General features: G+C 50.7%; 30 protein-coding genes, 1 tRNA gene and 1 riboswitch. Of the genes, 7 read left to right on the top strand and 24 right to left on the bottom strand.

Translation table 11 applies throughout. From position 1 onward, the window contains the following. The first annotated feature begins 20 nt into the window (after positions 1 to 20). Positions 21 to 1,415, top strand: coding sequence for an argininosuccinate lyase (gene argH, locus LX59_RS05540; protein ID WP_144570853.1), 1,395 nt, complete (start codon positions 21 to 23; stop codon positions 1,413 to 1,415). Between the two features lie 51 nt (positions 1,416 to 1,466). Beyond that, a complete protein-coding gene (locus tag LX59_RS05535; protein WP_144570852.1) occupies positions 1,467 to 1,739 on the top strand; it encodes a hypothetical protein in 273 nt (90 codons plus the stop codon). Positions 1,740 to 1,754: 15 nt separating this feature from the next. Here the strand turns inward: LX59_RS05535 and LX59_RS05530 are convergent, their stop codons facing one another. From LX59_RS05530 to LX59_RS05520, 3 genes are all read right to left on the bottom strand, one after another. Beyond that, a complete protein-coding gene (locus LX59_RS05530) occupies positions 1,755 to 2,180 on the bottom strand; it encodes a DUF2141 domain-containing protein (RefSeq protein ID WP_211354826.1) in 426 nt (141 codons plus the stop codon). 24 nt (positions 2,181 to 2,204) lie between these two features. After that, on the bottom strand, positions 2,205 to 2,585 hold the full coding sequence (locus LX59_RS05525; RefSeq protein WP_144570851.1) for a rhodanese-like domain-containing protein: 381 nt from the start codon (positions 2,583 to 2,585) through the stop codon (positions 2,205 to 2,207). Positions 2,586 to 2,672: 87 nt separating this feature from the next. Continuing rightward, positions 2,673 to 3,281 carry a 2OG-Fe(II) oxygenase gene (locus LX59_RS05520; protein WP_144570850.1) on the bottom strand — a complete coding sequence of 203 codons (609 nt, stop codon included), beginning with the start codon at positions 3,279 to 3,281 and terminating at the stop codon, positions 2,673 to 2,675. Between the two features lie 135 nt (positions 3,282 to 3,416). On the opposite strand from LX59_RS05520, the gene LX59_RS05515 reads away from it, so the two are divergent. After that, positions 3,417 to 3,492: transfer RNA gene (locus LX59_RS05515), tRNA-Phe, on the top strand. A gap of 20 nt (positions 3,493 to 3,512) precedes the next feature. Here LX59_RS05515 and LX59_RS05510 read toward each other — a convergent pair. The 10 genes from LX59_RS05510 to LX59_RS05470 all read right to left on the bottom strand — a co-directional run bounded on the left by LX59_RS05510 (position 3,513) and on the right by LX59_RS05470 (position 9,960). Then, positions 3,513 to 4,349, bottom strand: coding sequence for a tyrosine-type recombinase/integrase (locus LX59_RS05510; protein ID WP_144570849.1), 837 nt, complete (start codon positions 4,347 to 4,349; stop codon positions 3,513 to 3,515). 215 nt (positions 4,350 to 4,564) lie between these two features. Then, the gene (locus LX59_RS05505) at positions 4,565 to 4,858 is read right to left on the bottom strand and encodes a type II toxin-antitoxin system RelE family toxin (protein WP_144570848.1); all 294 of its coding nucleotides are present in this window, start codon (positions 4,856 to 4,858) and stop codon (positions 4,565 to 4,567) included. Further along, positions 4,848 to 5,096 (bottom strand): type II toxin-antitoxin system Phd/YefM family antitoxin, encoded by a 249-nt coding sequence (locus LX59_RS05500; RefSeq protein WP_144570847.1) that lies wholly within the window; start codon positions 5,094 to 5,096, stop codon positions 4,848 to 4,850. Before LX59_RS05500 ends, LX59_RS05505 begins: the two co-directional genes overlap by 11 nt. 338 nt (positions 5,097 to 5,434) lie before the next feature. Continuing rightward, complete coding sequence (locus tag LX59_RS05495; protein WP_144570846.1) at positions 5,435 to 6,316, bottom strand: zonular occludens toxin domain-containing protein; 882 nt, start codon at positions 6,314 to 6,316, stop codon at positions 5,435 to 5,437. 70 nt (positions 6,317 to 6,386) lie between these two features. Then, positions 6,387 to 6,701 carry a DUF5455 family protein gene (locus LX59_RS05490; protein ID WP_144570845.1) on the bottom strand — a complete coding sequence of 105 codons (315 nt, stop codon included), beginning with the start codon at positions 6,699 to 6,701 and terminating at the stop codon, positions 6,387 to 6,389. Next, on the bottom strand, positions 6,701 to 8,002 hold the full coding sequence (locus LX59_RS05485) for a hypothetical protein (protein ID WP_144570844.1): 1,302 nt from the start codon (positions 8,000 to 8,002) through the stop codon (positions 6,701 to 6,703). The genes LX59_RS05490 and LX59_RS05485 overlap by 1 nt, the downstream gene beginning before the upstream one ends. Further along, entirely contained in the window at positions 8,002 to 8,265 is a 264-nt protein-coding gene (locus LX59_RS05480; protein WP_144570843.1) for a hypothetical protein, read from the bottom strand. Before LX59_RS05480 ends, LX59_RS05485 begins: the two co-directional genes overlap by 1 nt. 9 nt (positions 8,266 to 8,274) lie before the next feature. Then, positions 8,275 to 8,397: a hypothetical protein gene (locus LX59_RS16055; protein WP_281284835.1), complete on the bottom strand. Its 123-nt coding sequence runs from the start codon at positions 8,395 to 8,397 to the stop codon at positions 8,275 to 8,277. Between the two features lie 233 nt (positions 8,398 to 8,630). Beyond that, positions 8,631 to 8,936: a single-stranded DNA-binding protein gene (locus tag LX59_RS05475; protein ID WP_144570842.1), complete on the bottom strand. Its 306-nt coding sequence runs from the start codon at positions 8,934 to 8,936 to the stop codon at positions 8,631 to 8,633. Between the two features lie 10 nt (positions 8,937 to 8,946). After that, positions 8,947 to 9,960 carry a phage/plasmid replication protein, II/X family gene (locus LX59_RS05470; RefSeq protein ID WP_144570841.1) on the bottom strand — a complete coding sequence of 338 codons (1,014 nt, stop codon included), beginning with the start codon at positions 9,958 to 9,960 and terminating at the stop codon, positions 8,947 to 8,949. Positions 9,961 to 10,366: 406 nt separating this feature from the next. On the opposite strand from LX59_RS05470, the gene LX59_RS05465 reads away from it, so the two are divergent. Continuing rightward, positions 10,367 to 10,855, top strand: coding sequence for a DUF3693 domain-containing protein (locus tag LX59_RS05465; RefSeq protein WP_144570840.1), 489 nt, complete (start codon positions 10,367 to 10,369; stop codon positions 10,853 to 10,855). 122 nt (positions 10,856 to 10,977) lie between these two features. Here the strand turns inward: LX59_RS05465 and LX59_RS15740 are convergent, their stop codons facing one another. Continuing rightward, positions 10,978 to 11,154 (bottom strand): integrase core domain-containing protein, encoded by a 177-nt coding sequence (locus LX59_RS15740; RefSeq protein WP_246118682.1) that lies wholly within the window; start codon positions 11,152 to 11,154, stop codon positions 10,978 to 10,980. A 41-nt stretch (positions 11,155 to 11,195) separates the two neighbouring features. After that, a complete protein-coding gene (locus LX59_RS15735) occupies positions 11,196 to 11,597 on the bottom strand; it encodes a hypothetical protein (RefSeq protein WP_211354824.1) in 402 nt (133 codons plus the stop codon). A 277-nt stretch (positions 11,598 to 11,874) separates the two neighbouring features. Next, a riboswitch (S-adenosyl-L-homocysteine riboswitch) is annotated at positions 11,875 to 11,957 on the top strand. Positions 11,958 to 11,983: 26 nt separating this feature from the next. Between LX59_RS15735 and ahcY the strand changes: the two genes are divergently transcribed. The 3 genes from ahcY (at position 11,984) to rhlE2 (ending at position 16,495) form a co-directional block, all read left to right on the top strand. After that, positions 11,984 to 13,393, top strand: a complete 1,410-nt coding sequence (gene ahcY / locus LX59_RS05455) for an adenosylhomocysteinase (protein ID WP_144570839.1) — start codon at positions 11,984 to 11,986, stop codon at positions 13,391 to 13,393. Between the two features lie 118 nt (positions 13,394 to 13,511). Next, on the top strand, positions 13,512 to 14,360 hold the full coding sequence (metF, locus tag LX59_RS05450; RefSeq protein ID WP_144570838.1) for a methylenetetrahydrofolate reductase [NAD(P)H]: 849 nt from the start codon (positions 13,512 to 13,514) through the stop codon (positions 14,358 to 14,360). A gap of 224 nt (positions 14,361 to 14,584) precedes the next feature. Then, the gene (rhlE2, locus tag LX59_RS05445; RefSeq protein WP_144570837.1) at positions 14,585 to 16,495 is read left to right on the top strand and encodes an RNA helicase RhlE2; all 1,911 of its coding nucleotides are present in this window, start codon (positions 14,585 to 14,587) and stop codon (positions 16,493 to 16,495) included. Between the two features lie 130 nt (positions 16,496 to 16,625). Here rhlE2 and LX59_RS05440 read toward each other — a convergent pair whose 3' ends face one another. The 9 genes from LX59_RS05440 to nifS form a co-directional block, all read right to left on the bottom strand. Then, the gene (locus tag LX59_RS05440; RefSeq protein ID WP_144570836.1) at positions 16,626 to 17,168 is read right to left on the bottom strand and encodes a flavodoxin; all 543 of its coding nucleotides are present in this window, start codon (positions 17,166 to 17,168) and stop codon (positions 16,626 to 16,628) included. Between the two features lie 225 nt (positions 17,169 to 17,393). Continuing rightward, a complete protein-coding gene (gene clpX, locus LX59_RS05435; RefSeq protein WP_144570835.1) occupies positions 17,394 to 18,716 on the bottom strand; it encodes an ATP-dependent Clp protease ATP-binding subunit ClpX in 1,323 nt (440 codons plus the stop codon). Then, positions 18,709 to 19,584, bottom strand: coding sequence for a nitrogen fixation protein NifM (gene nifM / locus LX59_RS05430; protein WP_144570834.1), 876 nt, complete (start codon positions 19,582 to 19,584; stop codon positions 18,709 to 18,711). Before nifM ends, clpX begins: the two co-directional genes overlap by 8 nt. Further along, the gene (locus LX59_RS05425; protein ID WP_144570833.1) at positions 19,577 to 20,074 is read right to left on the bottom strand and encodes a nitrogen fixation protein NifZ; all 498 of its coding nucleotides are present in this window, start codon (positions 20,072 to 20,074) and stop codon (positions 19,577 to 19,579) included. Before LX59_RS05425 ends, nifM begins: the two co-directional genes overlap by 8 nt. A 31-nt stretch (positions 20,075 to 20,105) precedes the next feature. Continuing rightward, positions 20,106 to 20,447 carry a nitrogenase-stabilizing/protective protein NifW gene (gene nifW / locus LX59_RS05420; RefSeq protein ID WP_144570832.1) on the bottom strand — a complete coding sequence of 114 codons (342 nt, stop codon included), beginning with the start codon at positions 20,445 to 20,447 and terminating at the stop codon, positions 20,106 to 20,108. Further along, positions 20,444 to 20,974 carry a hypothetical protein gene (locus LX59_RS05415; RefSeq protein WP_144570831.1) on the bottom strand — a complete coding sequence of 177 codons (531 nt, stop codon included), beginning with the start codon at positions 20,972 to 20,974 and terminating at the stop codon, positions 20,444 to 20,446. The genes nifW and LX59_RS05415 overlap by 4 nt, the downstream gene beginning before the upstream one ends. Before the next feature lie 19 nt (positions 20,975 to 20,993). Then, a complete protein-coding gene (gene cysE / locus LX59_RS05410) occupies positions 20,994 to 21,794 on the bottom strand; it encodes a serine O-acetyltransferase (protein ID WP_144570830.1) in 801 nt (266 codons plus the stop codon). Then, positions 21,791 to 22,945, bottom strand: a complete 1,155-nt coding sequence (gene nifV, locus LX59_RS05405) for a homocitrate synthase (RefSeq protein ID WP_144570829.1) — start codon at positions 22,943 to 22,945, stop codon at positions 21,791 to 21,793. Before nifV ends, cysE begins: the two co-directional genes overlap by 4 nt. Positions 22,946 to 22,986: 41 nt before the next feature. Continuing rightward, a complete protein-coding gene (gene nifS, locus LX59_RS05400; RefSeq protein WP_144570828.1) occupies positions 22,987 to 24,195 on the bottom strand; it encodes a cysteine desulfurase NifS in 1,209 nt (402 codons plus the stop codon).

Here is a 24,195-nt window from a genome sequence, read left to right as displayed (position 1 = left end):
ATCTCAAGTGAGCCCATTACATGAGCACCGACAGCACCAACCAGTCTTGGGGTGGCCGTTTTAGCGAGCCTGTGGACGCTTTTGTCGCCCGCTTTACCGCCTCCGTTGACTTCGATAAACGCCTATACCGCCACGACATCATGGGCTCTATGGCTCATGCGAGCATGCTGTCACGGGTAGGTGTACTGACTGAAGCCGAGTGTCAAAGCATTCACCAAGGTCTGCAACAGATTCAGGCCGAAATCGAAGCCGGTCAATTTGAATGGCGGGTGGATCTGGAAGACGTGCACATGAACATCGAGGCGCGTCTGACCGATCGTATCGGCATCACAGGCAAAAAGCTGCACACCGGACGCTCACGCAATGATCAGGTGGCCACGGATATTCGCCTGTGGCTGCGGGACGAAATCAGCATCATCCTCGGCGAAATCACCCGCTTACAACAGGGCTTGCTGAGCGTAGCGGAAGCAGAAGCCGATACCATCATGCCCGGTTTTACCCACCTGCAAACCGCCCAGCCTGTAACCTTTGGTCATCACCTACTGGCCTGGTTTGAGATGCTGTCCCGCGATTACGAGCGGCTGGTAGATTGCCGTAAGCGCGTCAACCGCATGCCCTTAGGCAGTGCCGCCTTGGCCGGAACCACCTACCCCATTGACCGCCAAATCACTTGCGATTTGCTGGGTTTTGAGGCCATCTCTGGCAACTCGCTGGATGGCGTTTCTGATCGGGATTTTGCCATCGAATTTTGCGCCGCTGCTTCCTTGACCATGATGCACCTGTCGCGCTTCTCCGAAGAGCTGGTGCTTTGGACTTCGGCTCAGTTCCAATTCATTGATCTGCCGGATCGTTTCTGCACCGGCTCCTCCATCATGCCGCAGAAGAAAAACCCCGACGTACCCGAACTGGTGCGCGGCAAATCTGGGCGCGTGTTTGGCGCTTTGATGGGTCTGCTGACCCTGATGAAGGGCCAGCCCTTAGCCTACAACAAGGACAATCAAGAAGATAAAGAGCCCCTGTTTGATGCCGCCGATACCCTGCGCGACTCTTTACGCGCCTTTGCCGACATGGTGCCGGCCATCAAGCCCAAACGCGAGATCATGCGTGAAGCGGCCCTACGCGGCTTCTCCACCGCGACCGATCTAGCCGATTACTTAGTACGCAAAGGACTGCCCTTCCGTGACTGCCACGAAATCGTCGGTCATGCGGTGAAGTACGGTGTGCAAACCAGCAAGGATCTGGCGGAGATGTCGCTGGAAGAACTGCGCCAATTCAGCGACCAAATTGATGATGACGTGTTTGCGGTGCTGACGCTGGAAGGTTCGGTCAACGCCCGCAACCACATCGGTGGCACGGCTCCTGCCCAAGTACGCGCTGCTGTTGTGCGTGGCAACGAGCTACTGGCTCAACGCTAAATCATCAGCCCAAACCGAAGCCTTGCGCTTCGGTTTTTCGGAGCATTTTGTATGCATGAACACGAAGAAGACGAACTCTTCGCCAAGGATCGACTGATCGAAGCCATCGAAAACCAATTGGCCAGTGGCGAGCCAGCCTGTACTCAAGCCGTATTCAATAAACTGAGTCTGGTCGGCTACGAGCGTACAGAAATTCTGGAGCTGATGGCCTTGGTTCTAGGCCACGAAATATGCAGCCTACTGCACGAGGAGCGCGGCTTTGATGTTCAGCGCTACGAACAGCTATTACGCCAGCTCCCTGAGCTACCACCGGAAACACCCTAAGCCCTAAAGCCGGCATCAATAGCGCGTCTCAATATTGATGCTCAGGTTTTGATCCTCCATCTTAAAGGCGCTGTCTTCAAAGGTGGGTGGGCCAAACACACTGGGATTGTTAGATAGACCGTATCCTTCGGTAGGATACATACCCAAGAGCAGATTCAAACGGCCATTTGCATCCTCATCGTGGTAGGCCATGATGGCGTACCAACCTGGCTGTAAGTCCGTAAACTCAACCTGTACTGTGCCCGCTTTGGCAGGCACTTCGATGACTTTTAAGGCATAAGCTTCTTTACGAAACTTCTCTTTATTGCTGTAAAGTCCCACTCGAATCTTACCGGTATCGTTTTTTATGCCCTGTAGATTGACGTACAGATTTTGCGCAAAGGCCGATCCACAGCTCATCAGTAGTAGCAGTAAAGACAGCCTCAATAATACGGGTTTCACAACAGATACCTCGCAGAGATAGGGTTATTCAAAATGGGGAAAATCCGGGCCAGACTGAGGTTTTCCCGCTGCAATCCACGCATCGAAACCACCGGCAATGGACTGCACCTGTTGATAGCCCATGTGCTTGAGCGTCAACGCCGATAAAGCCGCCCGGCCACTGGTTTTACAGTACAGCACGATCTTAAGTGCTCGGTTAGATAACTCGGGCGTACTTTCTAATTTAAACTCCAGCAAACCGCGTGGAATATTAATGGCAGTGGGAATGTGTCCTGTTTGGTATTCACTGGCTTCCCGGACATCCAGCAGTAAATCAGCCTGTTGAATACTATTTACTGCTTCTTCAGGACTGATTTCATGAATCTGCGCTTTGGCGTCAGTAACCAGATCGTGAGCGGTTTTCACTCAAGTACTCCTGTTGTAAAGCCTATACAGTGTCAGAGCCTAGATTAGGCTGATAGCGGCATGGGGCTTTTAATCTGCATCAAAACCTTACAAGGGCAATGGGTTACAGGAGCGTCGTTTAAACCAGCCCGTTAGGGCTAAGCGTTCTCGTTGAGTGGGTAACACTTCGTGGGGCCTATCCGCCGACATAAAAACGGCTAAATTCCCGGCCAGAGGTGGAATGTCTTGTGCTGCTCCATCGGATAGATACAAACGCATCAGGCCACCATCTTCTGATGTCCAATTCGAATTTAAATAGGTCACGGCAGTGACCGTGCGGCTGTCGTCGTCTCGGAATCGGTCTACATGGGTCTTATAAAAACTCCCCGGTGGATAAAGTGCCATGTGACATTCAAAGTCTTCCAACCCCAAAAAAAACGCCTGATTTAAGGTCACGCGTAATGCTTCCATGTGCTCAAGATAAGCATCTGTACAGGTAGCTTGTCCGTGTTCCAGCCAATGGATGCTATCGCCACGAATAGTATCGCGTACAGTCAACTCCTGAGCACGCCCTACTCCAGCAGGAGTCAGTAATCCCTGAGCTGCTCGGCGGTAGGACTCGGTAATGAGTTCCTGAATCAAAGATTCAGGGAGACTGTTTTGTTGTAACGACCAGCCTTGTTTAACCAGATCATCAATAATGGAGTCAAAGGGCACGATGGGGGTATCCGAATGCCTATAGGTGATTGATTATTCCACGGAGTTAATCGGGGTGTATCTCCACAAGCCTGTGAATTTTTTAAAGAAGTTACTTGACACTCGAAGACGAAACCCGTTTAATGCGCGCCCATAGCCCAGATAGCTCAGTCGGTAGAGCAGGGGATTGAAAATCCCCGTGTCGGTGGTTCGATTCCGCCTCTGGGCACCAAGCCTTCTCGCCGTCGGCGTTTACAACAGTTTTTCGATGTTGGCCGCCGGTTTCTTCAAATGCTCACCAGCAAGGTGGGCATAGCGCAAAACCATATCCATACACGACCAGCCTCCTAGCTCCATTAGTTCGTGTAGGGTTGTGCCTGCTTGGGCGTGCCACGATGCCCAAGTATGGCGCAGGTCATGCCATCTGAAGTCTTTGATTCCTGCCCGCTCCAAAGCCCTTTTCCAAGCAACTGTGCTGGTTCGGTCTACTGGGTGTCCCTGATAGACGAATACCCATTCTGAATGCTTTCCCTTCTGTTGGTTCAATACGTCCAGTGCTACGGCATTCAGTGGCACTGAGATGGCCTTGCGTGACTTGAATTCGTCCGCATGAATCCAAGCCATTCCCCGGTCAAGATCGACTTGATCCCAACGCAGGTAACTGACGTTACGCTGGCGTAGGCCCGTAGACAGGCTAAAACGAGCCATAGCAGCGAGATGAGGGGGTAACTCATGCAGGAGACGGGATGCTTCGTCAGGAGTGAGCCAGCGCACTCGTTTGCGGGGTTCGTGCAGCATACGGACGCGAGGGGCGCGGGCAATCCATTCCCATTCATCGCGGGCCATATGAAGAATGGCGCGAATCAGGGCTAGGTAACGGTTGACGGTGGCAGGCTTTGAGCTGGTGAGTTTGATCTGTGCTATGTCGTCAATCAGGTCGCGGGTGATTTCGTCCAGGTGAAGACCAGATAGGTGCTGTGCCAACCAATTCAGTTTGGCCTGATCCTTGGCATGGTCGGCTTTATGAGTGGTTTCGCGGATCCAGCGAACAGCGGCCTCATCCCATGTGTGTCGTGCCTTTAACATCATCGTTTTCTCCAGAAAACGAAAAGCGGCTTACTAGGCACGGGAGGGTCTTGTGTTGATGAACGTCCGTATTTCGCGGATTGGCTATCGTGTTGTTGCAGATTGGGTTCTTGGCCTTGTGCTTGGGTCAGGTTAGGGCCGCTTCGCGGGCTCCAGCGCATTAGCACGGGGGGTTTCACGAAACCCCGTGCCTGCGCTTTATGACAGGCCAAGGCCTGTCAGTCCGAGATTTTGCGAGTTTCCGCTTTTTTATACACCTCGTTTCGTTCTCTGGGGCCAACTGCAATAACAACAATCAGTATTTCGGCATCGCGGACTTCATAGACCAACCGATACCCCACACCCCGTAACTTGATTTTGTATCTGTCCTTACTCCCTGAAAGCTGGGCCGAGGGAATACGGGGGTTTTCACAGCGTTCAGAGAGTTTTTTGCTAAACATGCTTCGGGTGTTTGGATCCAGCTTGCGCCATTCCTTTAACGCCGAATCCAGAAAGCCCAGTTCAAAGGTCACTGAGTTTTACCTTCACAACGGCCTCACCCTGACGTGCATCGGCAATGGCATTTAGCTCTATGTCTTCAAGCCGTTCCATCATGGCTGCATAGACAGATGCCGGAACACAGTAAAAAGCCGGTTCATTACGGTTAAGAATGGCTACTGCTGCACCGTCACCAGCAGCGACAGTGGCCATAGGGTTCTTTTTCAATTCTGAAACACTGGCAGCGACGTTGGCAAAAATGGGATATACCATGAGAAAACGCTCCAAGACCTATTAACAGCATGAATAATAGGCCTTTAAAGCAGTCAATTAGAAGAAACTACAGAAAGAAATGAGCAAAGAAAGTGCCCGCAATGAAAGAAATCAGAACGAGGCAGAAAACAGCAAGACCAGAAAAAGCCAACGATTCTGTACGAGTTTCAGCCTTCCAAGGACAAGAATCGACTGGCTTAGATTGAGATTTGTGTGTTCGAGTTGAAGCCGATTTTGCTTTAGGTTCTGAACTGTAAGTGGATCCAGACGAACTATTAGAAGAATTAGCACGCCGATCCTGATCTTCTTTAAACCAATCCCTGTCTTGTAGTCCCATTTTACTCTCGCTCAAAAGTGATCTGACGGTCAGCTATCAAAACAGAATCACGCTGACGTTGTTGCAGATACTGCCGTTTAAAGCGCTCTGAATCAAATAGAGACAGCCAAAGCAAATACGGGCCCCAAACAGCCCAAAAAGCAAAACGGGCTAGGCGCTGACCAAACGACACCGAAGCAGCAGGCGATGTGATATAGCGGCCTTTAACGTGATATGCAGACAAAACAGAGTACATAGCGCGCATATCGACCAGATCATTACCATGAAACTCTAAGCCATCGCTGAAACACTGGCGTGTGTCGTAAGCGGCATACAGCTCAGTACCACGATACACCCAGCGCTCAACGAAATTGCCTTTATTCGCAGTAGTGCCGTAGTAAACGGTTGCGATATGAAAGCGAGGCAGACGTACTTTAAAAACGCGGTAACGATCCATCCTTCTGCAAATTACCAAGTGCTCACAGAGCGCACGGACAATTTGACCATCACAGGCTTCAATGTCTTGAATGAGAAAAATCACATCCCATCTGTGCTTTCTCGCGTGTAGAAACCAGTCAATAAGAGCTCGTCTTCCCTTGTCATTCCATTCTCGTGAGTTAAGCCAGGTCCCGCACTCGTCAAGAACAATAAGACCATACTTAGACTCAGTATTATCGCGAGGGTCGTCTGATTCATATCCAGAACCTAGGGCTTTCATATCTTCAATACGCGGCTTATCGGGTAAACGCACAATGGAAGATTTGTTATTGGTAAACATGGCATCTAAGTAAATATCGAGATTAGTAGCAACTCGACGACCCGCTTCCAAGTATTCGCGGATTTTACTTACGCTCATTAACGACTTACCCGAACCTAACTTCCCCGTTAAAAAATAGACAGTCATAAGAAGTCCTCAATTAATAGATGCGGGGTGTAGACGGCCTCCTAGAGGCCGCTACACCCCGCCTCAAGAGCTAAACACGACCTTTGATCGTTATTAATGTAGTGATCTCAGTGTATGTCCAAGAAGCCGCATAAGCGGCAGCAATAGCCGCGATACAGGGAAGAGTATTAGATGGAAGAAGGTCTAAAGCATCTTGAACCCAACTTGGTACAGATGAATATAAGTTGCCACTTAATACACCGAGTGCAATCAAGAAAGCAGAAACAGCCGCTAACCAAGCGGCAACTACAACCATCCTAATGGTGTATTTAATACCGAGCCACTTAGTAACGAACGAAGCTAAGTTAGTAAATATTGAAACCAGAGCAGTAATAATTGCCTGCATTATTTAGCCCTCACAATCTGAGTAGTTTCACGCGCGATATGAAAGATATGTAAAACAGTCCAGAGGTAGAAAAAGAACGCTAATGTAGGACGTACATATTGCTCGTGTATCGGGCAATAGTTGGTAGTTAAGTTTCCAATTACCGGCAATTGAAACGTCCATTCACTACAGCCTCCACCACCCATACTAAAAGTGGGAGAGTACGGTAAAAAACTTAGGCCCCCAGAAGTACCACTAATATCAGCAGGGACATCTGTCCAAGGCTCAATAGATAAAAGAGGAAGGGTAGGAACAGTTACTGTCTCAGTTTTAGTTGTAGTAGTACCGTTAGAATTAGTTGTTGTAGTAGTTTGATTCTCAGTATATTCAATCGAATTATCATTATACTGAATACTTACTTCAGACTTATTATTAGTTGTTGTTGTATTAGTATCACCGTTTAACGTGATCTCAGTAGTAGAAAAATCGAGATCAGGTAAATCAATGCTGTCGGGGCCGTCTAATCGCCTACGATCCGGCAAGCTGTCATAACAATCTTTAGGCTGTGCTTTAACTTGACAGGATTCTTTAATTAAATCTTTCTGAAGAGAAACCGGAGAATTTTTAATAAAGTCATCTAAAGCGGTGGAGTTATCAATATCAGCAGAAGTTAAAGGAACTCTAGTTTGGCCAATACAGCCGCCAGCCGTTGTGTTATAAGTTGTGCCAGTTGGGCAAGTTGAACCATAACGATAAGCTGTAGCTAAAGGAGAAGAAAAGCCAGTGTAATAACAATGAGCTCTAAGCTGACCAGAATAAGTAAAAAACTCAAAACGAGAAAATGAATAATGAGGATGAATAGTAGAACAAGCAGAAGAAGGATCAGAATATTTAGTAGTGCCTGAACCGATCCAGTAATAATCAGTAGACGCACTACCTAAAACGGGAGCCCCATTAACTTCTTTAGATATCACCTCCCCTTCAATCACCCAGTCAACCGCTTCTAATAACGCAACAAAAGCAACTGTAGTTAGAGCAGTAGCAGGCGTATTTTTAAGAGTACCCTTAACTAACGAGACAATATTAGATTGCGGAACTGACGTTATAGACTGAACGGGAACAGTCAAAGCCCCACGACTAGACTCAATAAGAACACCTGAAATAGCGGCAGCAATATCTAACGAAGTGCCGTTCTTAGATGCAGTGCCCGATGCAATAACATCAGAAACAGGAGGATGAGCTACATCTTTGCGCGCTGCAAACGCATCAGCAGAAAGAAGAAAGGCGACCGAAGTCGCCAACACTAGGGCCGCCTTTCTCATTAGCTAGCCCCTTTGCGCAGCCATTTTTTGGCAACACCAATGCCGATATCACCGGCAAGCGAGACGAGCAAAATAGCGACACAGGCACCGATACCGAGGCCAACGTAAGTCAAGACTTGACCCTGCAACGAAGCAATGCCAGCAGTAACTTGATCACCGCTACCAGCCTCTTGAGCCAGCGCAATTGCTGGAAGAAAAAAGGCAGCAACTGCTAAAAAGACACGGTTAGACCGTTCTTTTAAACGCCGAAGGTAAGAGAGCATAAAAAACTCCTAAACAACTTTACTAAAAATGCGTCGATAAAAACGAATGACGCTGCCAAAGCCGTACCCCGTTACCCAGAAAAGGCAACAAAGTCCGGCAATTAAAATTGCTAATTCAACTTCCTCAGTCACGAAGTCACTCCCGCTGAATAGCCACTTCCAAAACTAATAACAAAGGCAATGCCAGATATTAGATAATAAATATGATCTAAAGTGATTAAACCAACTTCCATTAACACTTACCCTTCGACTTAGAAGTAAACTCCATAAATAAACAAAACAAAGAAAGACCAGAAACTATACAGCCTGCTAAAACTAAGTAATAAAGTCCGTCAATGTCTGATTGAGTCATAAATACAACCCACTCAAGCAGTACGAGTTATAGGAGCTGATGAAACTCCTGAGTTAGCGTTAGAAGTCCTTAACCGAGGCTTAACTTGCAAATCGGAAAAACGACCTATAAAGAAACTCGAATCATCTAAGTCATACCGACCAACCGGATAAGGAGACTGATCTTCCTCTAAACTAATTGAAAAGCCAGTTGGGTATTTTTGACCCGACTGATGCAAGTAAGCACGTTGCTCACGAATGGTATAAGGCTTACCCGTCCTAGCAGAAACCCCAGAGCGTGACTTAATTTCTAAACTATCAATTTCAATGTAAATAGACATAGCTACTCCTTTAGGCGACATCGGCCCATGAATTAACAAGTTGAGCTTCGATAATGCGGCGACGCAGTTGAACAACTCGACCGGCACTAATGTCCGCATCGCTCAGACCGGCCTTTCTGATTATTTCTAAATGCCGATACCAAGTTGTTTTAGAGAAAGCTTCACGGGCCCGTTCCCAGCCTTCGCTTTGAATCATGAGCCAACAACCATAGGCGGCTTTTCCACGAGATTCCGTTTCAGCAGCAGTAACAATGCGAGTTCTCAAGTCAGTGTCTTCCACGATCTCTGCTCCCCCAATCATTCGTCCGAAGTATTCGTTCCATTCATTTGTCAGCATTTCAGCGGTCACTGTTTGCCATGGATTACGGGCAAACCACTCACGACCCAGCGTTAGTTCTAGGCGCAATAGCCTTTGAGCGAAAGCAAGTTCGGCTTCGTTGTAGCGGCGACCTGTGTAGGTCTTTTTGTCGAGTAAATGGTGTAGGTGTGGGCCTTTGGCGTAAGCCTTGCCCTTACGCAGCTTGGAGGCGTTCGACCAATAGACGGTATCCCCTTCGGTCGCGGAAACGCGATAGCGTCCCCCTTCCACGCCGCGCAGGATGGACAGACCTATGCGAACATCCGCTAGCGACCCCAACAGTAGGTTGCCGGTAACATCCACACGACTCACAAGCCAATGGCTAGCGTCTGGAAGCGCAACACCCAACTGGGTAGCCAAGAAGGAGATCATGCGCTGTAAGGCGGCAGTGATTTCCAGTGAACGGGAAGCTCCAGCCCCAAAAACCGTATCTCCATCCCCAATCACACGGGCGGGTGAGCCTTGAACCCATAAATCTGATCCGGCGCGAGCCACGATCTGGTGGCTGTCAGAGCGAACAGACTCCCACCTAGAGGATTCATACCGAACTATGCCTGTCTTGGGGCAGTAACAGCAGACACGATCATTCAGCAACCGAACGCACTCACGAGCTTCAGGCGTAAGGTGCTGTAGTGGAATGCGAGCTGTAATCCAATCGAGCAGCATAAGAAAAACCCAAAAAACACTGAAAAAAGGCTTGTCGTAAAACCGACAAAGCTGATCATTTTTTAATCAAAAAATGCACTAAGGTGGTGCAAAAACAGTGTTGTCTGGTAGGTCAGTCCCACCCATGGGACAAAGTGGCGGTGTTACAAGGATCGCCACTGCCCTCCGAGCCGACCCAAAAATCGAAAAGCGAATCACCGAAGCCGGAGAAACGGTCAGGGCAAAAGTGCGATGAAGGTCAAAGGAAGAAATGCGAGGTAAGGCGAGAGGAAGGCAGTCCATTGAAAAAAGACTCCATGCTTAGTCAGACTTAGTACTAAGAGAAAATTAGCATTGAAAGCCAGACGAATGCAAAGGCAAACTTAGTATCGGTAGCGGTAGATGCCCCTAGGAGGCTCTAAAAGCGATGAAATCAATTAAGTGGATTGATCTGCTGATCAAAAAGAAAAACCTGCCTAGCGATCGTCAGGCGGCTCTATTGCTGGGAATGTCATCGGCACTAATGAGTCAGCACCGTACAGGAAAGGTGATAACACTAGATGATCAAAACGCTTACAAACTAGAGAAGCTCTTAGAATTACCCCACGGAAAAATCGTCTTAGACCAACATGCTGAAAGGGAAAAAGACCCAGAAGTTAAAAGCATGTGGCAAAAACTGGCAGGGTCAGTAGCAGTGGTAACGCTTTCAGTCGTGGTGCTGATGCCTAATAAAACCGAGGCAAGTCAGCTAGTTAGCACCGGCACAGTAATTGAAAATCCCCGTGTCGGTGGTTCGATTCCGCCTCTGGGCACCATATATGTTTCTCGAGTCATACCGAAAAGACTCGGAACCCCGAGAAAACCGGCTATTAGCCGGTTTTTTTGTCCCCAAGCATTCCCTAAACGTCCCTTGTAAGCCCAAAAGATTGTGAGTAGATTTGTGAGTAGATCCGGTTCGGTCATTAAATCTACTCACACCCAGACTGCTCATGGCGCTTTCAGATAGCTCATGTAATGACCCAGCGGAATCTGCTCAGGTTATACTGCTAATGCGTAGGCCTCAGCAGGTGTCTTCATGGCCAATGCCTGATGAGGGCGCTGATGGTTATAAAACTGGATCCAGTCACCGATCGCTCGACTGGCATGCTGTAAACTCTCGAAGCGTTGGCGATGCACGCATTGCTCCTTGAGTGTACAAATGACCCGCTCAACCATTTCATTCTGCTGCGGACAGTGCGGAGTGATGAACTCCTGCCTTAGGCCATAGCTACGTACCAAGCTTGTGTAGTGGCGTGAAGTGAAGACCAGTCATTGTCCGAGCGCAGCAGAAAACTGGCCGGAACACGCCCCAGAGTACCGAAACGGGCAACCAGAGCATGCTCCAAAGCACTCGCTGCTGTCGTGGCCTTGCCGGTACGTGACAGATGCCAGCCTAGCAACTCACTGAGTTTTATCTTCACAACGGCCTCACCCTGACGTGCATCAGCAATGGCGTTTAGTTCTATGTCTTCAAGCTGCTCTATCATGGCCGCATAAACGGATGCCGGAACACAGTAAAAAGCCGATTCATTACGGTTAAGAATAGCTACTGCTGCACCCTCACCCGCTGCAACCAAGTGAGGCCGTATAGCGCGCTGGGATACGTCCCACCAGAGCAATATGCAAAATAATGGATCTCATCCGAGTGTTGGTACTAGCTGAGGAGGGTCATTCGTATCCAGTCCAACATATGGGAATTCCTAAATGAACTGGCTCCGTAAAGTTAGACACCTAACTGAGTTAAGGTGCAATTCAAGTCGGTCGGGTTGGCAAGGGGTTACGCTGGGTTTTGCTAAAAACTCAGGGCAGAGCTCAGGGTGGGGTCTCTCGCGCAAAAATGGATGACCCGCTATAATTCCCCAATCTCTTACATGACACTCCAGTCATGCCCGCCACCCATCCGAGGGGCGCTGCACCAGGTTACACCTGTCAGGCTCGGAAGGGACGTTGCTACAACGCATCAACGGCGCCCAACTGCACTAGACCATTAATGGAGACTCATTGCATGAGTGCTGTTCTGTCGCCTGTTCCTTTTACCGACTACAAAGTCGCTGATATCAGTCTGGCCGCTTGGGGCCGTAAAGAAATCATCATCGCCGAATCCGAAATGCCAGCCCTGATGGGCCTGCGCCGTAAGTATCTGGCTGAGCAACCGCTCAAGGGCGCTAAGATCATCGGCTGCATCCACATGACCATCCAAACCGCCGTGTTGATCGAAACACTGATCGCACTGGGCGCGGAGGTGCGTTGGTCATCCTGCAACATCTTCTCCACCCAAGACCAAGCCGCTGCCGCTATTGCAGCCGCCGGTATTCCCGTGTTTGCGTGGAAGGGCGAAACCGAAGAAGAATACGAGTGGTGCATTGAGCAAACCATCCTCAAAGATGGCCAGCCTTGGGATGCCAATATGATTCTGGACGATGGCGGCGACCTGACGGCCATCATCCATCAGAAATACCCAGCCATGCTGGAAAAAATCCACGGCATCACTGAAGAAACCACCACCGGCGTACACCGCCTGTTGGATATGCTCAAAGCCGGTACCCTCAAAGTGCCTGCGATCAACGTCAACGACTCGGTGACTAAGAGCAAAAACGACAACAAATACGGCTGCCGTCACAGCCTGAACGATGCCATCAAGCGTGGCGTGGATCATCTGCTGTCCGGTAAACAAGCACTGGTGATCGGTTACGGTGATGTGGGTAAGGGGTCTGCCCAATCCCTGCGCCAAGAAGGCATGATCGTTAAAGTCTCAGAGATCGACCCTATCTGCGCCATGCAAGCCTGCATGGATGGCTTTGAGTTGGTTTCTCCCTACCTCGATGGCTTGAACGATGGCAGCGAAGCCAGCATCGACAAGGCATTGCTGGGCAAGATTGATCTGGTGGTCACTACTACCGGCAACATCAATGTGTGCGACGCTCACATGCTCAAAGCGCTGAAGAAACGCGCCGTAGTGTGCAACATCGGCCACTTCGATAACGAAATCGATACCGCCTTTATGCGCGCTAACTGGGCTTGGGAAGAAGTGAAGCCTCAAGTACACAAAATCCACCGCACCGGCAAAGACGGCTTCGATCCGCATAACGAGGACTACCTGATCCTGTTGGCGGAAGGCCGCTTGGTCAATCTTGGCAACGCCACCGGCCACCCCAGCCGTATTATGGATGGCTCTTTTGCTAACCAAGTACTGGCGCAAATTCACCTCTACAGCGCTCAATTTGCAGCCCTACCCTCTGGCGAAAAAGCAGCCCGCATCAGCGTAGAAGTGCTGCCTAAGAAGCTGGACGAAGAAGTCGCCTTGGAAATGGTTAAAGGCTTTGGCGGCGTGGTGACACGTCTGACCGGCAAGCAAGCGGAATACATCGGCGTGAATGCGGAAGGCCCCTTCAAACCGGACAGCTACCGCTACTAAAAACGGCTAGAGGCCGGGGGCTGAATGGCAAACGACGCGCTAGCGTAGCCTTCAGCCTACCGCCTCAAGCGATCAACGGATTTTCAGGCCTTGACCGCCTCTCCCTTTGGATCTGCCTATGAGCACCTCTGAACGCCGTTACAGCTTTGAATTCTTCCCGGCTAAAACTGAGGCCGGACACGAAAAGCTGCTGGCCACCGCACGCCAGCTTGCCGCATACCAGCCGGATTTTTTTTCCTGCACCTATGGGGCGGGCGGCTCCACCCGTGACCGTACCCTCAATACCGTGCTGGAGCTGGATCAGCAGGTAAAAATTCCCACGGCACCGCATCTGTCCTGCATCGGCGACAGCAAAGCGGAGCTGCGCAGTCTGCTGAATACTTACCAACAGGGCGGTATTCGCCGCATTGTCGCCCTGCGTGGTGATTTGCCTTCCGGCATGGGTTTGGCCAGCGGTGAACTGCGCTTTGCCAACGACTTGGTAGCGTTCATTCGCGCTGAAACCGGCGACCACTTCCATATTGAAGTGGCAGCCTACCCGGAAATGCACCCTCAAGCCCGCCATCTGGAAGATGACCTAGTCAACTTCGTGCGCAAGGCCAAAGCCGGGGCCGACAGTGCCATCACCCAGTACTTTTTTAACGCCGACTGCTATTTTTACTTTGTCGAGCGGGTACGCAAACTGGGCGTAGAGATTCCCATCGTGCCCGGCATTATGCCCATCACCAACTACAGCAAGCTGGCCCGCTTTTCGGATTCCTGTGGTACAGAAATTCCGCGTTGGATTCGTAAGCAGCTCGAAGCCTACGGTGATGACATGGACAGCATCACCGCTTTTGGTGAAGAAGTTATCACCCGGATGTGTGAGCAACTCTTAGCCGGTGGCGCGCCGGGTTTGCATTTCTATACCCTAAACCAAGCCGAGCCTAGCCTCGCTCTATGGCGTAACCTAGGTTTGCCACGTTAATGTCATGGCACAGTCACTATAAAAAAAATTACCTTAGTAGCTAATTGTGGTAATGTCGCGAGCTATGGGCATGGAGAGCCTCCATAACCCATATGCTCTGCCGGACTTGCGCCCGGATGCCTCTCTGTCAGAGGTAGACCGGTCGGGATTACGTTTTAAGACGTTACTCCAGTCAGGCTCAACCGTTTCTAGGGCTCTTGCCCCTATATACAACAGGATCTCGCATGTCCTTTGCTTCCCTCGGTCTCTCCGAGGCTTTAGTCAGTGCCGTTACCGCGGCCGGCTATGCCCAGCCTACTCCCGTGCAACAGCGGGCCATTCCTGCCGTGTTGCAAAAACGCGATCTCATGGTAGCTGCTCAAACAGGCACCGGAAAAACGGGAGGCTTTGCCCTTCCGATACTCGAACTTTTATTCCCCGGTGGCCAACCCTGTGCAGCTTTGCCAACGCCGCCCCGTCAGGTGCGCGTCTTAGTATTAACCCCTACCCGAGAGTTAGCCGCACAAGTGCATGACAGCTTCCGTCTGTACGCGCGCAAGCTGTCCTTAAAAAGCGCCTGCATTTTTGGTGGCGTGGGTATGGGGACTCAGATTAAAGCGCTGGCGGTAGGCTTAGACGTACTGGTCGCCTGCCCTGGTCGCCTACTGGACTTGGCCGCCCAAGACTGCGTGGATCTCTCCAAAGTTGATACCCTAGTATTGGATGAAGCCGACCGTATGTTGGACATGGGCTTTATTCATGACGTTAAGAAGGTCATCGCTTACTTGCCCCATCAGCGGCAAAACCTATTGTTTTCAGCGACCTTCTCCAACGACATCTTGACTCTAGCTAATAAGCTACTCAAAGATCCTGAGCGCATCGACGTAACGCCACCCAATACTACGGTTGAGCGTATTGAACAGTATGTGTACCGGCTCGCCGCGGGACATAAGCGTGCTTTATTGGCACACCTGATTCGTACCGGTAATTGGGAACAAATATTGGTATTTACCCGTACCAAACACGGTGCCAATCGGCTGGCGGAATACCTAGAAAAACAAGGTTTACCCGCCGCCGCTATTCACGGCAACAAAAGCCAAAACGCCCGCACCCGGGCCTTGGCCGACTTTAAAGACAACAAGATTCGAGTCCTAGTCGCAACCGATATTGCTGCCCGAGGCTTGGATATTGACCAACTTCCCCATGTGGTCAACTTCGAGTTACCCAATGTGGAAGAGGACTATGTACACCGCATTGGGCGTACTGGTCGCGCTGGACGCAATGGCGCGGCGGTCTCTTTGGTCGCTCCCGAAGAAGACAAACTGCTACGGAGCATTGAGCGCCTCATTCAACGCCAACTCCCAGAAGGGGACTGGATGGGCTTTGACAGTGTAACCCTCAATACTGAAAAACGAGACACTCAACAAGCCGATAAAGAATCCGCAACCCGTTCAGATCCTGTGTCACCCGAGTATGTAGAACCTGCTAGACCTAGTAGACCCAAAACTCCTCGAACCAATAACAGACGTACAGCTCCACCTGCTACAGAAGACCACACCACGCACTCAGCTAAAAAATGGCCAAACAATCGAACTAACAAACCGAGAGGCCGCTACGAAAAATCTGCCGCACCCTCATCTCCTAATTTTTTATCCGCACCTCGTGATCCCGAAGAGTTTTTAGACGATGAGGTGGATAACTTCGGTAACCGTGTGGACTATGTAAGTCCCTACCCACCACAAAAAAATTCGGGTAATAGAAACCATCGGACTGGTACTCCCAGACAGCCCTACACCCCCGCTACTGATGGTGCAAAAACCGCAGCAAGACCCAGAAAACCGGCATCGGGCCAACCGCAAGCTCAACATGCAGCACAGACTAAGCGCAGAACAGATGCGAGCTATTCAAACAAAGCCCCTGTGCGCAAACCGCGTCCTGCTGGGGCAAGGTCTTACACTCCAGAGCGACAATTAACACCTTTTGAACGCGTGGCCCCCTCAGAGCCTAAGACCCGTGCGCGCCAACCGGTGATTGTACACAAGGAATCTAAGCTGGATCGTCTTAGCCCAGAACAGCTAGAGCAACTGGAGCAATCCAAACGAAACCAGCAGAGCACAGAAAAGCCGCTGCTGTTAAAGCGCAATCCGTCGTCTTGATGATGGGATATAAGCCAGTGGTAAAGACTGCTGGCTTTGCTGATACAGGGATCAAGGGAAAAGAAAAAACGCGAAAGGCAGGACACATCCTAGAAGCAGCCACCCCGCGCAAGCGGGATGGCAGAAGCGATTAGACGCTCAGACCAAACTCAGGAGCAATTTGCTTCAACCAAGCTTCAACGCGCTCGTCAGTCAGATTGCTTTGGTTGTCTAAATCCAGAGCCAGACCTACAAACTTGCCGTCTACAACCGCTTCAGAGCTATCGAACTCGTAGCCGTCTGTTGACCAAGAACCTACGACTTTAGCGCCACGCTCAACCACGAATTGATAGATGATGCCCATAGCATCAAGGAAGTTGTCGGGGTAGCCCACTTGATCACCCAGACCGAACAGAGCAACGGTTTTACCGGTGAAATCTACACCTTCCAGCTTAGGCAGCAGCTCTTCCCAGCTTTCTGTTTCGCAGTCAGCAGACAGACCTGGCAGTAAGCCTTCGCCCTGAGTAGAAGTGCCCAGCAGCAGGAATTGGTATTGAGCAAAATCATCAGCGCCTACTTTGCTGACGTTAACGGCATCAGCCATAGTCTCGTCGTCGAAACGCTTTTTGATCGCTTTAGCAACTTTACGGGTTTTGCCGGTGTTACCACCGAAGAACAGTCCAATCTTGGCCATAACCTACCTCTGACTACTCATGCAGTACGGGATTTATGAGTGATGATTCAGCTTCGAGATGCGCACAAAGCTGTGCCGAAAAGGGGCTTGATGCTCAAAGGCTCAAGCCGCTGGTCGGCAAGGATAACCGATTGCAAACATAAAAATAAGATAAAAATCTAACCCTATACAGGATTGTTACGCACAGTGATTTCGGTCACAACAGCTTGAAATCACTGCTCAACATTAACCCGCCAGCGAGCTTTCTGTCTTAGTCGTTACCACAACTTCCGGCCGTAAAGTTTCGTCCTCAGTGGCGGCTTCGTGGGCCATGTGCCGAGTCACTTCCAGACGCTTACCCTGTTCATCGTCCACCAGATCCAACACGCAGCGGCGCAGTTGGGGTATGGAGGGCATATCGAACATGGTGCGCTGCAAAGCAGCTTCTAATACCGCCCGCAATCCACGTGCCCCGGTTTTGCGCGTCAAAGCTTGATCGGCAATGTAGTGCAATGCGGTATCTGTTACCTCCAAGGCGATACCCTGATAGGCGAACAGTTGCTTGTACTGTTTAACCAAGGCATTACGCGGCTCGGTCAAAATACGCAACAGCATGGAGTGATCCAGCTCTTGCAAGAAGGTGATGATGGGAAAACGGCCAATAAACTCAGGAATCAGGCCAAATTCGTGTAAATCATCCGGCATCAAGGCTTCCAGCAGCTCATTGATGTTGGGGGTTTTTTGACGGGGCTTAGCGTGAAAACCAATGCTGTCTTTAGGCTGAATACGGCTGGAAACCAAAGCCTCCAAGCCTGGGAAGGCACCACCGGCAATAAAGAGAATATTGCGCGTGTCTACCACCAGCTCTTCGCTGTGGTGGTCGTTCTTACGGCCCGATTTGCTGATGCGGACTTCGGTACCCTCTACCATTTTCAGTAGGGCTTGCTGCACCCCCTCACCCGAAATATCGCGCACGGCGGTGCTTCCGTTACCGCGCTTAGCGAGCTTATCCACTTCGTCAATATAGACGATGCCCCACTGTGCTTGCTGTACATCACCACCGGCTGCATCCACCAGACGGGTAATGATGCTGTCTACATCGTCACCCACATAACCGGCTTGGGTTAAAGTAGTAGCATCAGCAGAGGCAAAGGGAACCCCCAGAATACGGGCTAAAGTGCGCACTAACAGCGTTTTACCCGTTCCAGAAGGGCCAGCCATCAGGATGTTGGATTTTTCCAGTTCGACTTGTTCAGTCAACTGGCAGACAGGATCATTACCACAGTTGAGCAAGCGCAAATAATGGCTGTACACCGCAACGGACAGTGTCTCCTTAGCTGCATCCTGACCCACAACGGACTCATCTAAGTGGCGTTTATACTCTGCTGGCGTGCGTAACTGCGGGGCCATCTCTTGGCTTTTACGCCGCTGCCCCCAGCTATTGACTACTTGATAAGCCAACTTGACGCATGCTTCGCAAATACGCCCTTCGTTACCGGCAATCAAGGGAACCGTAGGAGTCTTTTCGGCTCCACAAAACGAGCACCTTGGAGTTTCGTTGTCAGCCATGAACTTTCTCCGAGACGGATTGTTGCAATAGAGCTTTTAACCATTCCCGCTGGCGAATCTGGCGTTGGCGTGATTGCAGCCAATCCAACAAACGAGGCTGAACCTCCTCTAAAGAGCTGGTTCCACCGGGAGTAACCTGTTCACACAACAGCAGATGAAAACCTATGGGCGATTCAAGTACGGGGCTCACTTGGCCTGCTTGCATCTGGAACAGGTAGCTATCCAACTCAGGATAAAGTTTGCCTGGAGTTACCTCACCTAACAGACCACCCTCCATCGCGGTGGGGCACTCAGAATATTTGGCCGCTTGCTTCTCGAAGTTCTGAATTTTACCTTCCAGACGATGGGCGATTGCTTCAATGCGCGTGCGGGCTACCTCGCGGGTATTTTCTGGATAATCTGGGTTAATAGTCACCAGAATGTGGCGCGTCCGACGTGAGGGGGGACGGGTAAAGCGCTCGATATTCGTCTGGTAGTAATCCTGAATTTCCGCGTCGGTAATCGGGGGGAGATCAGCACAGATGCGCTCTAAAACGTTTTCCATACGCAGTTCAGCATGGAGCATTTGGCGGAGTTGGTCTTTATCCATCCCCAGCTCAGTCAAGGCTTGATCCATCGCGCTCGGATCATCGTGCTGGGCTGCAATACGCTCCAGTGCTTCTTCAATCTGTGCATCAGAAACAATCACACCTGCTGCTTCGCTGCTGCGTAGCACTATGCGTTCAATCTGTACTTGGTTGTTTACAATACGCAGGGCTTGCTGGTGTTGCTCATCCGTCAGGGCGGTAGGCTCACATTTAAAGTGCTCTAACGCCACACGCAGTAAACGATAGCGGTTTGTGGCCTCGTTCAAATATTCGTCAGTCATGCTCAGCTTCATCCTCTGTCGCTTCGATGGTGCCTGCTTGAGATGCAACCAGTTGCAGGCTTTGCTCTGGCACTTGAAGCACCAGTCCATCGCCAAAATGTACGTGATACTGCATGCCCATACCCTCTGGTAAGTCGCGCACTACCCTAAGAACCTGACCGGTTTGCCCCTGCTGCACCAACACTTCACCCCGCAGTGCTAAATTGCGGGTCGTGGCGACCATGTCTTTAAATTCGTACAGATTGGGAACCCAAGGCTCTGAAGCAAGGATTAACTCTTCTTCCCGGCAGCCCACCATACGGCCTGCCTCCAGAAAATTCACACTGTAAATCAGTTGATCCTGAAGAAAGGTACCCACGTCGGTTACATAACCCACTGAACCGCGCCGGATCAGTAGGGTGCCGGTATCCATGCCCGGAAAGGTGCCATCGTTACGGACATTACGGATAACCCGGACAGCTTCGCCGTAATCAAAGCGCGGTAGGGGCATGTAACTTCTCCTTAAATCAGACGGACAGCAATCAACTTAAGAGTTGCTCAATGGGCACAAAGGTGGATTTAGGATCATTGCGTTTAAAGACTTTAAACACTTTTTCTGTTAGGGCATCAGAGTCCACAAAGTCTTGATAGGCCCGTGCCAAGAGTTGGCGGAAAATATTGTAGCGGGCTTCTTCCTCATGACTGTCTAAGTCGCCCGCTTGGGTTAAATAATCGTGATAACGCTGCATAATGTGCAAGCGGTTGACCTGTACCACGGGAATATCGAAGGGTATGTCGAAAAACTCAAGGAAGTCTTCGGCTGAAACCAGCTCTTCCATTGCCTCGTCTAAAGTCAGGCCATCTTCGGGTGAAAAAGCGTTCATAGTCGTTTCTCCGCAGCAGGAAATATCAGAATTTCGGCGCTGTGATTGTTCAGCACGTCCAACAAGAGCTGGGCTCCCAAGCGGTTATCTGCATCCAGCTCTACTACTTTCAATAGCATAGTTTTTCCTTGTTCAAAGCGCCCCAAGCGTAAATTCAGGTAGCCTGCACCTTTCAGCGCTAACAAGTAAAACCGTAATAACCCCATACCCTGCTGAGCTGCAAGGCTTAGGTGATCAACTGTCAGAGTATTCCAGTGCGGTGGGAGTTTGAGCTTTGGCGCTAAAATCCCCATTACTCGCTCTGCAATCTGTAATGCCTCTTGATAGCGATGCTGGTAATAGTAAAAGCGATATAAGCCCACCATTACGGTCAGATTATCAGGAGCCAGTGCTTGAGCAGCAAGTAGTAACGCCTCAGCAGTCCCTTGGCTGTACCCCTCACTGGCCGCATTGAGCAGTTGCTCTAACTCTGGGGTTAAGGGTGCATCAAAGTACAGGCCTTCGCCATCAAAATCTTGTAGATCCATAGCTTAGGCTCCCCGGGGATTAGTCCAGTGCGACCGTTTTACGCCGCTCTGTTAGGGATTCAGGAGCCACCGTGCTGGGGTGAGCTGCTCCACCAACGCAGTTTTCTTCGCAAATGCTGTTATCTGGATGACAGGCTGCATAAAAATGCTCCTGAGTACCTGATGCCGGTGTTTGGCCTTGCTCTAACTTCTTTTCCAGTTGATCAATGCGCTCTAACAAACAAGCGATGGCCTTACCCACCGGGTCGGGAATCAGATGATGGTCTAGGTCAATACCGTAGGGATTAACCTGCCCTGCTTCGCGCAGTTTTACCACTTTACCGGGAATCCCTACCACGGTGCATCCCGTCGGGACATCAGCGACCACTACTGAGTTTGCCCCCACCCGCGCATGGGCTCCAATGGTAATAGGGCCCAGAATTTTTGCCCCTGCGCCCACTAAAACGCCATCTTCTAACGTAGGGTGTCGCTTACCCTTGTTCCAACTCGTACCACCTAGGGTTACGCCGTGGTACAAAGTCACATCTTTACCCACTTCGGCGGTTTCACCAATGACCACGCAAGCACCGTGGTCGATGAAAAAGCGGGGGCCAATGGTGGCACCTGGGTGGATATCTACGTTACTGACAAAGCGTCCGAAAAAGGATAGAAAACGAGCCAGATAACGCCAGCCAGACAGCCAGAGACGATGGCTTAGGCGATAAATCATAATGGCGTGTACGCCAGGATAAGTCGTCAATACTTCAAAGGTTGAACGGGCTGCAGGATCGCGCTCAAACACGCAGCGAATGTCATCGCGCCATTCAGAAAAGAGGCTCATGCCATACCCCCTGTGACCAGCTCACTGGCTTGAGTTTCCGTGAGCTGGCGGTAAAAGTCTTGTAATTCTTGAGGTTCTGGGCTGCGTTTAGCCTGTGTCGAGAAAGCCCGAATACAGCCTAAAAGTATCTGAGCTTGCTGGTCACTGAGCTCAATACCCAAATTGTTATAGCTGCTTTTTACCATGTGAGCCCCTGAGTGCTTACCCAGCACTAAGCAGTGCGAACGGCCTAACTCATCGGGGTTTAAACCTTCATAGTTACCACGGTATTTGAGCAAACCGTCTACGTGAATGCCGGCCTCATGGGTAAATACACCGGCCCCTACTACGCTTTTTTGCCAAGCAACGGTGCGCCCAGAAGCTTGCTCAACCAAAGCTGAAATAGCTGGAATCCCTTGGGTATTAACCCCGGTATCAATGCCGTATAGATTTTTTAAGGCTAATACGCACTCTTCCAAAGCAGCGTTACCCGCTCGCTCGCCTAATCCATTTACCGTTGTGTTGATATGGGTTGCCCCGCCCACCACAGCGGCTAAGGTGTTGGCCGTGGCTAAACCGAAGTCATCATGGGCATGGACTTCCAGCTCTAAATCCAGACGCGCTTTTAGAAAGCGAAAGCGATCCAGCATACTGAAAGGTTCCATAATGCCGACCGTATCGGCAAAGCGTAGGCGGCGAATACCCGCTCTCTGAGCCACTTCAGCGACTTGGACGATAAACTCAATATCCGCCCGTGAAGCATCTTCACAGCCTAAACAGACCTCTAAGCCCAGCAGACGTGCCTCAGTTACTAAACGCTCCACTTCCTGTAGAGCCCAATTCCGATCCCGGTTCAATTTATGCTTGAGCATCAAATCCGAGATGGGGAGTGACAAGTCCACCATTTCGACCTTGGTCAGATAGGCGGCCTTTAAGTCGGTGTCACACAGCCGACACCATGCGAGTAATCGGGAAGGGAGCTTAAGGTCTACGATAGCGCGCATGACCTCACGCTCCTCATCCCCCATGCTGGGAATACCAATTTCTAGCTCTTGGACTCCCAGCTCGGACAAAGCCCGCGCGATGGCAATTTTTTCGTCGGCATTAAAGGCTACCCCAGCGCTCTGCTCGCCATCTCGCAGGGTGGTATCGTCGATGATAACTTGGTTCATGGTGTCTCCTTCCTGCGTGAAGGCGTAGCCTCAAAAGAATATCAAGCGTAAACGGGCGCAAACTCCTTACCAGGATCTTGAACCGGCCCGTTGTCACTCCAGTAAGGCGACAACTTACGCAGACGCGCTACGATCGGCGGGACTTCACGGATCACATGGTCAATCTCTTCTTCCGTGGTATAGCGAGACAGAGAGAAGCGCACCGAGCCATGAGCGGCGGTGTAGGGAATATCCATCGCCCGCATCACATGGGAAGGCTCTAAAGAGCCCGATGTACAGGCAGAACCACTGGAAGCGGCAATACCGACCTTGTTCAACAGCAGCAAAATGGCCTCACCTTCGATGTACTCAAAGGCAATGTTGGCGGTATTGGGTAGACGGTTGTCCGGGTCGCCCGTGACAAAGGAGTGGGGAACAGCGGCCAGAATAGCGGCTTCCAATTTATCTCGTAGGCGCTTCACTTCTGTATTTTCGTGCTCCATGAACTCCAAAGCACGCTCAGCCGCCACGCCTAAACCGATGATGGAAGCAGCGTTCTCAGTGCCGGCCCGACGACCACGCTCTTGATGGCCACCGCGCAGCAGCGGACGGAAGCGCGTACCACGACGTAAATACAGCACGCCCACGCCCTTGGGTGCGTGTAGCTTGTGGCCGGACAAAGACAGCATGTGAATGGAGGAGTTTTTTAAGTCGATGGGCACTTTACCCACAGCTTGTACCGCATCGGTATGGAACATGATGCCGGCTTCATCTGCCATGCGCGCCATCTCTTCCACCGGGAACAGAGTGCCGGTTTCATTATTGGCCCACATCACGGATACAATAGCTACATCTTCAGAGAGCAGCTTGGCGTACTCATCCAGATTCAAGCGGCCCTTTTTATCTACGGGCAGCTTGTGGATGGTGTAGCCTTCGGTGGCCAAGTAATCGCACAGAGTCAGAACAGCGGGATGCTCCACCACCGTGGTGATGATGGTTTTGCGCTCCGGCTGAGCCTTCAGGGCCGACAAAATAGCCGTAGAGTCAGACTCCGTACCGCACGAGGTGAACAGGATTTCTGAGTCGTGTTCAGCACCCAAAAGCTTTTGCACGCTCTGGCGTGCACCTTTCAGCGCCTGTCCGACCTGATTGCCAAAGCTGTGTAGGGAGGAGGGGTTACCAAACTGCTCAGTAAAAAACGGCAGCATGGCTTGTACCACTTCATCATCCACCCGGGTGGTGGCGTTATTGTCCAGATAGACGTTGAGCAT

The organism is Azomonas agilis (assembly GCF_007830255.1).
GTDB classification, from domain to species: domain Bacteria; phylum Pseudomonadota; class Gammaproteobacteria; order Pseudomonadales; family Pseudomonadaceae; genus Azomonas; species Azomonas agilis.
The sequence above is the reverse complement of the archived record's forward strand: the minus strand, read 5'-3'. Positions and strand labels throughout refer to the sequence as shown.

Excerpts from the sequence above, each read along its gene's own strand:
- LX59_RS05415 (WP_144570831.1), bottom strand. The coding sequence starts at position 20,974 with ATGGATCTACAAGATTTTGATGGCGAAGGCCTGTACTTTGATGCACCC.
- nifV (WP_144570829.1), bottom strand. The coding sequence starts at position 22,945 with ATGAACCAAGTTATCATCGACGATACCACCCTGCGAGATGGCGAGCAG.
- nifS (WP_144570828.1), bottom strand. The coding sequence starts at position 24,195 with ATGCTCAACGTCTATCTGGACAATAACGCCACCACCCGGGTGGATGAT.
- LX59_RS05425 (WP_144570833.1), bottom strand. The coding sequence starts at position 20,074 with ATGCCCCTACCGCGCTTTGATTACGGCGAAGCTGTCCGGGTTATCCGT.
- ahcY (WP_144570839.1), top strand. The coding sequence starts at position 11,984 with ATGAGTGCTGTTCTGTCGCCTGTTCCTTTTACCGACTACAAAGTCGCT.
- cysE (WP_144570830.1), bottom strand. The coding sequence starts at position 21,794 with ATGAGCCTCTTTTCTGAATGGCGCGATGACATTCGCTGCGTGTTTGAG.
- clpX (WP_144570835.1), bottom strand. The coding sequence starts at position 18,716 with ATGGCTGACAACGAAACTCCAAGGTGCTCGTTTTGTGGAGCCGAAAAG.
- LX59_RS05485 (WP_144570844.1), bottom strand. The coding sequence starts at position 8,002 with ATGAGAAAGGCGGCCCTAGTGTTGGCGACTTCGGTCGCCTTTCTTCTT.
- LX59_RS05535 (WP_144570852.1), top strand. The coding sequence starts at position 1,467 with ATGCATGAACACGAAGAAGACGAACTCTTCGCCAAGGATCGACTGATC.
- nifW (WP_144570832.1), bottom strand. The coding sequence starts at position 20,447 with ATGAACGCTTTTTCACCCGAAGATGGCCTGACTTTAGACGAGGCAATG.
- LX59_RS05475 (WP_144570842.1), bottom strand. The coding sequence starts at position 8,936 with ATGTCTATTTACATTGAAATTGATAGTTTAGAAATTAAGTCACGCTCT.
- argH (WP_144570853.1), top strand. The coding sequence starts at position 21 with ATGAGCACCGACAGCACCAACCAGTCTTGGGGTGGCCGTTTTAGCGAG.
- rhlE2 (WP_144570837.1), top strand. The coding sequence starts at position 14,585 with ATGTCCTTTGCTTCCCTCGGTCTCTCCGAGGCTTTAGTCAGTGCCGTT.
- LX59_RS15740 (WP_246118682.1), bottom strand. The coding sequence starts at position 11,154 with ATGGTTGAGCGGGTCATTTGTACACTCAAGGAGCAATGCGTGCATCGC.
- LX59_RS05495 (WP_144570846.1), bottom strand. The coding sequence starts at position 6,316 with ATGACTGTCTATTTTTTAACGGGGAAGTTAGGTTCGGGTAAGTCGTTA.
- LX59_RS05465 (WP_144570840.1), top strand. The coding sequence starts at position 10,367 with ATGAAATCAATTAAGTGGATTGATCTGCTGATCAAAAAGAAAAACCTG.
- LX59_RS05500 (WP_144570847.1), bottom strand. The coding sequence starts at position 5,096 with ATGGTATATCCCATTTTTGCCAACGTCGCTGCCAGTGTTTCAGAATTG.
- LX59_RS05440 (WP_144570836.1), bottom strand. The coding sequence starts at position 17,168 with ATGGCCAAGATTGGACTGTTCTTCGGTGGTAACACCGGCAAAACCCGT.
- metF (WP_144570838.1), top strand. The coding sequence starts at position 13,512 with ATGAGCACCTCTGAACGCCGTTACAGCTTTGAATTCTTCCCGGCTAAA.
- LX59_RS05510 (WP_144570849.1), bottom strand. The coding sequence starts at position 4,349 with ATGATGTTAAAGGCACGACACACATGGGATGAGGCCGCTGTTCGCTGG.
- LX59_RS05480 (WP_144570843.1), bottom strand. The coding sequence starts at position 8,265 with ATGCTCTCTTACCTTCGGCGTTTAAAAGAACGGTCTAACCGTGTCTTT.
- LX59_RS05470 (WP_144570841.1), bottom strand. The coding sequence starts at position 9,960 with ATGCTGCTCGATTGGATTACAGCTCGCATTCCACTACAGCACCTTACG.
- nifM (WP_144570834.1), bottom strand. The coding sequence starts at position 19,584 with ATGACTGACGAATATTTGAACGAGGCCACAAACCGCTATCGTTTACTG.
- LX59_RS05490 (WP_144570845.1), bottom strand. The coding sequence starts at position 6,701 with ATGCAGGCAATTATTACTGCTCTGGTTTCAATATTTACTAACTTAGCT.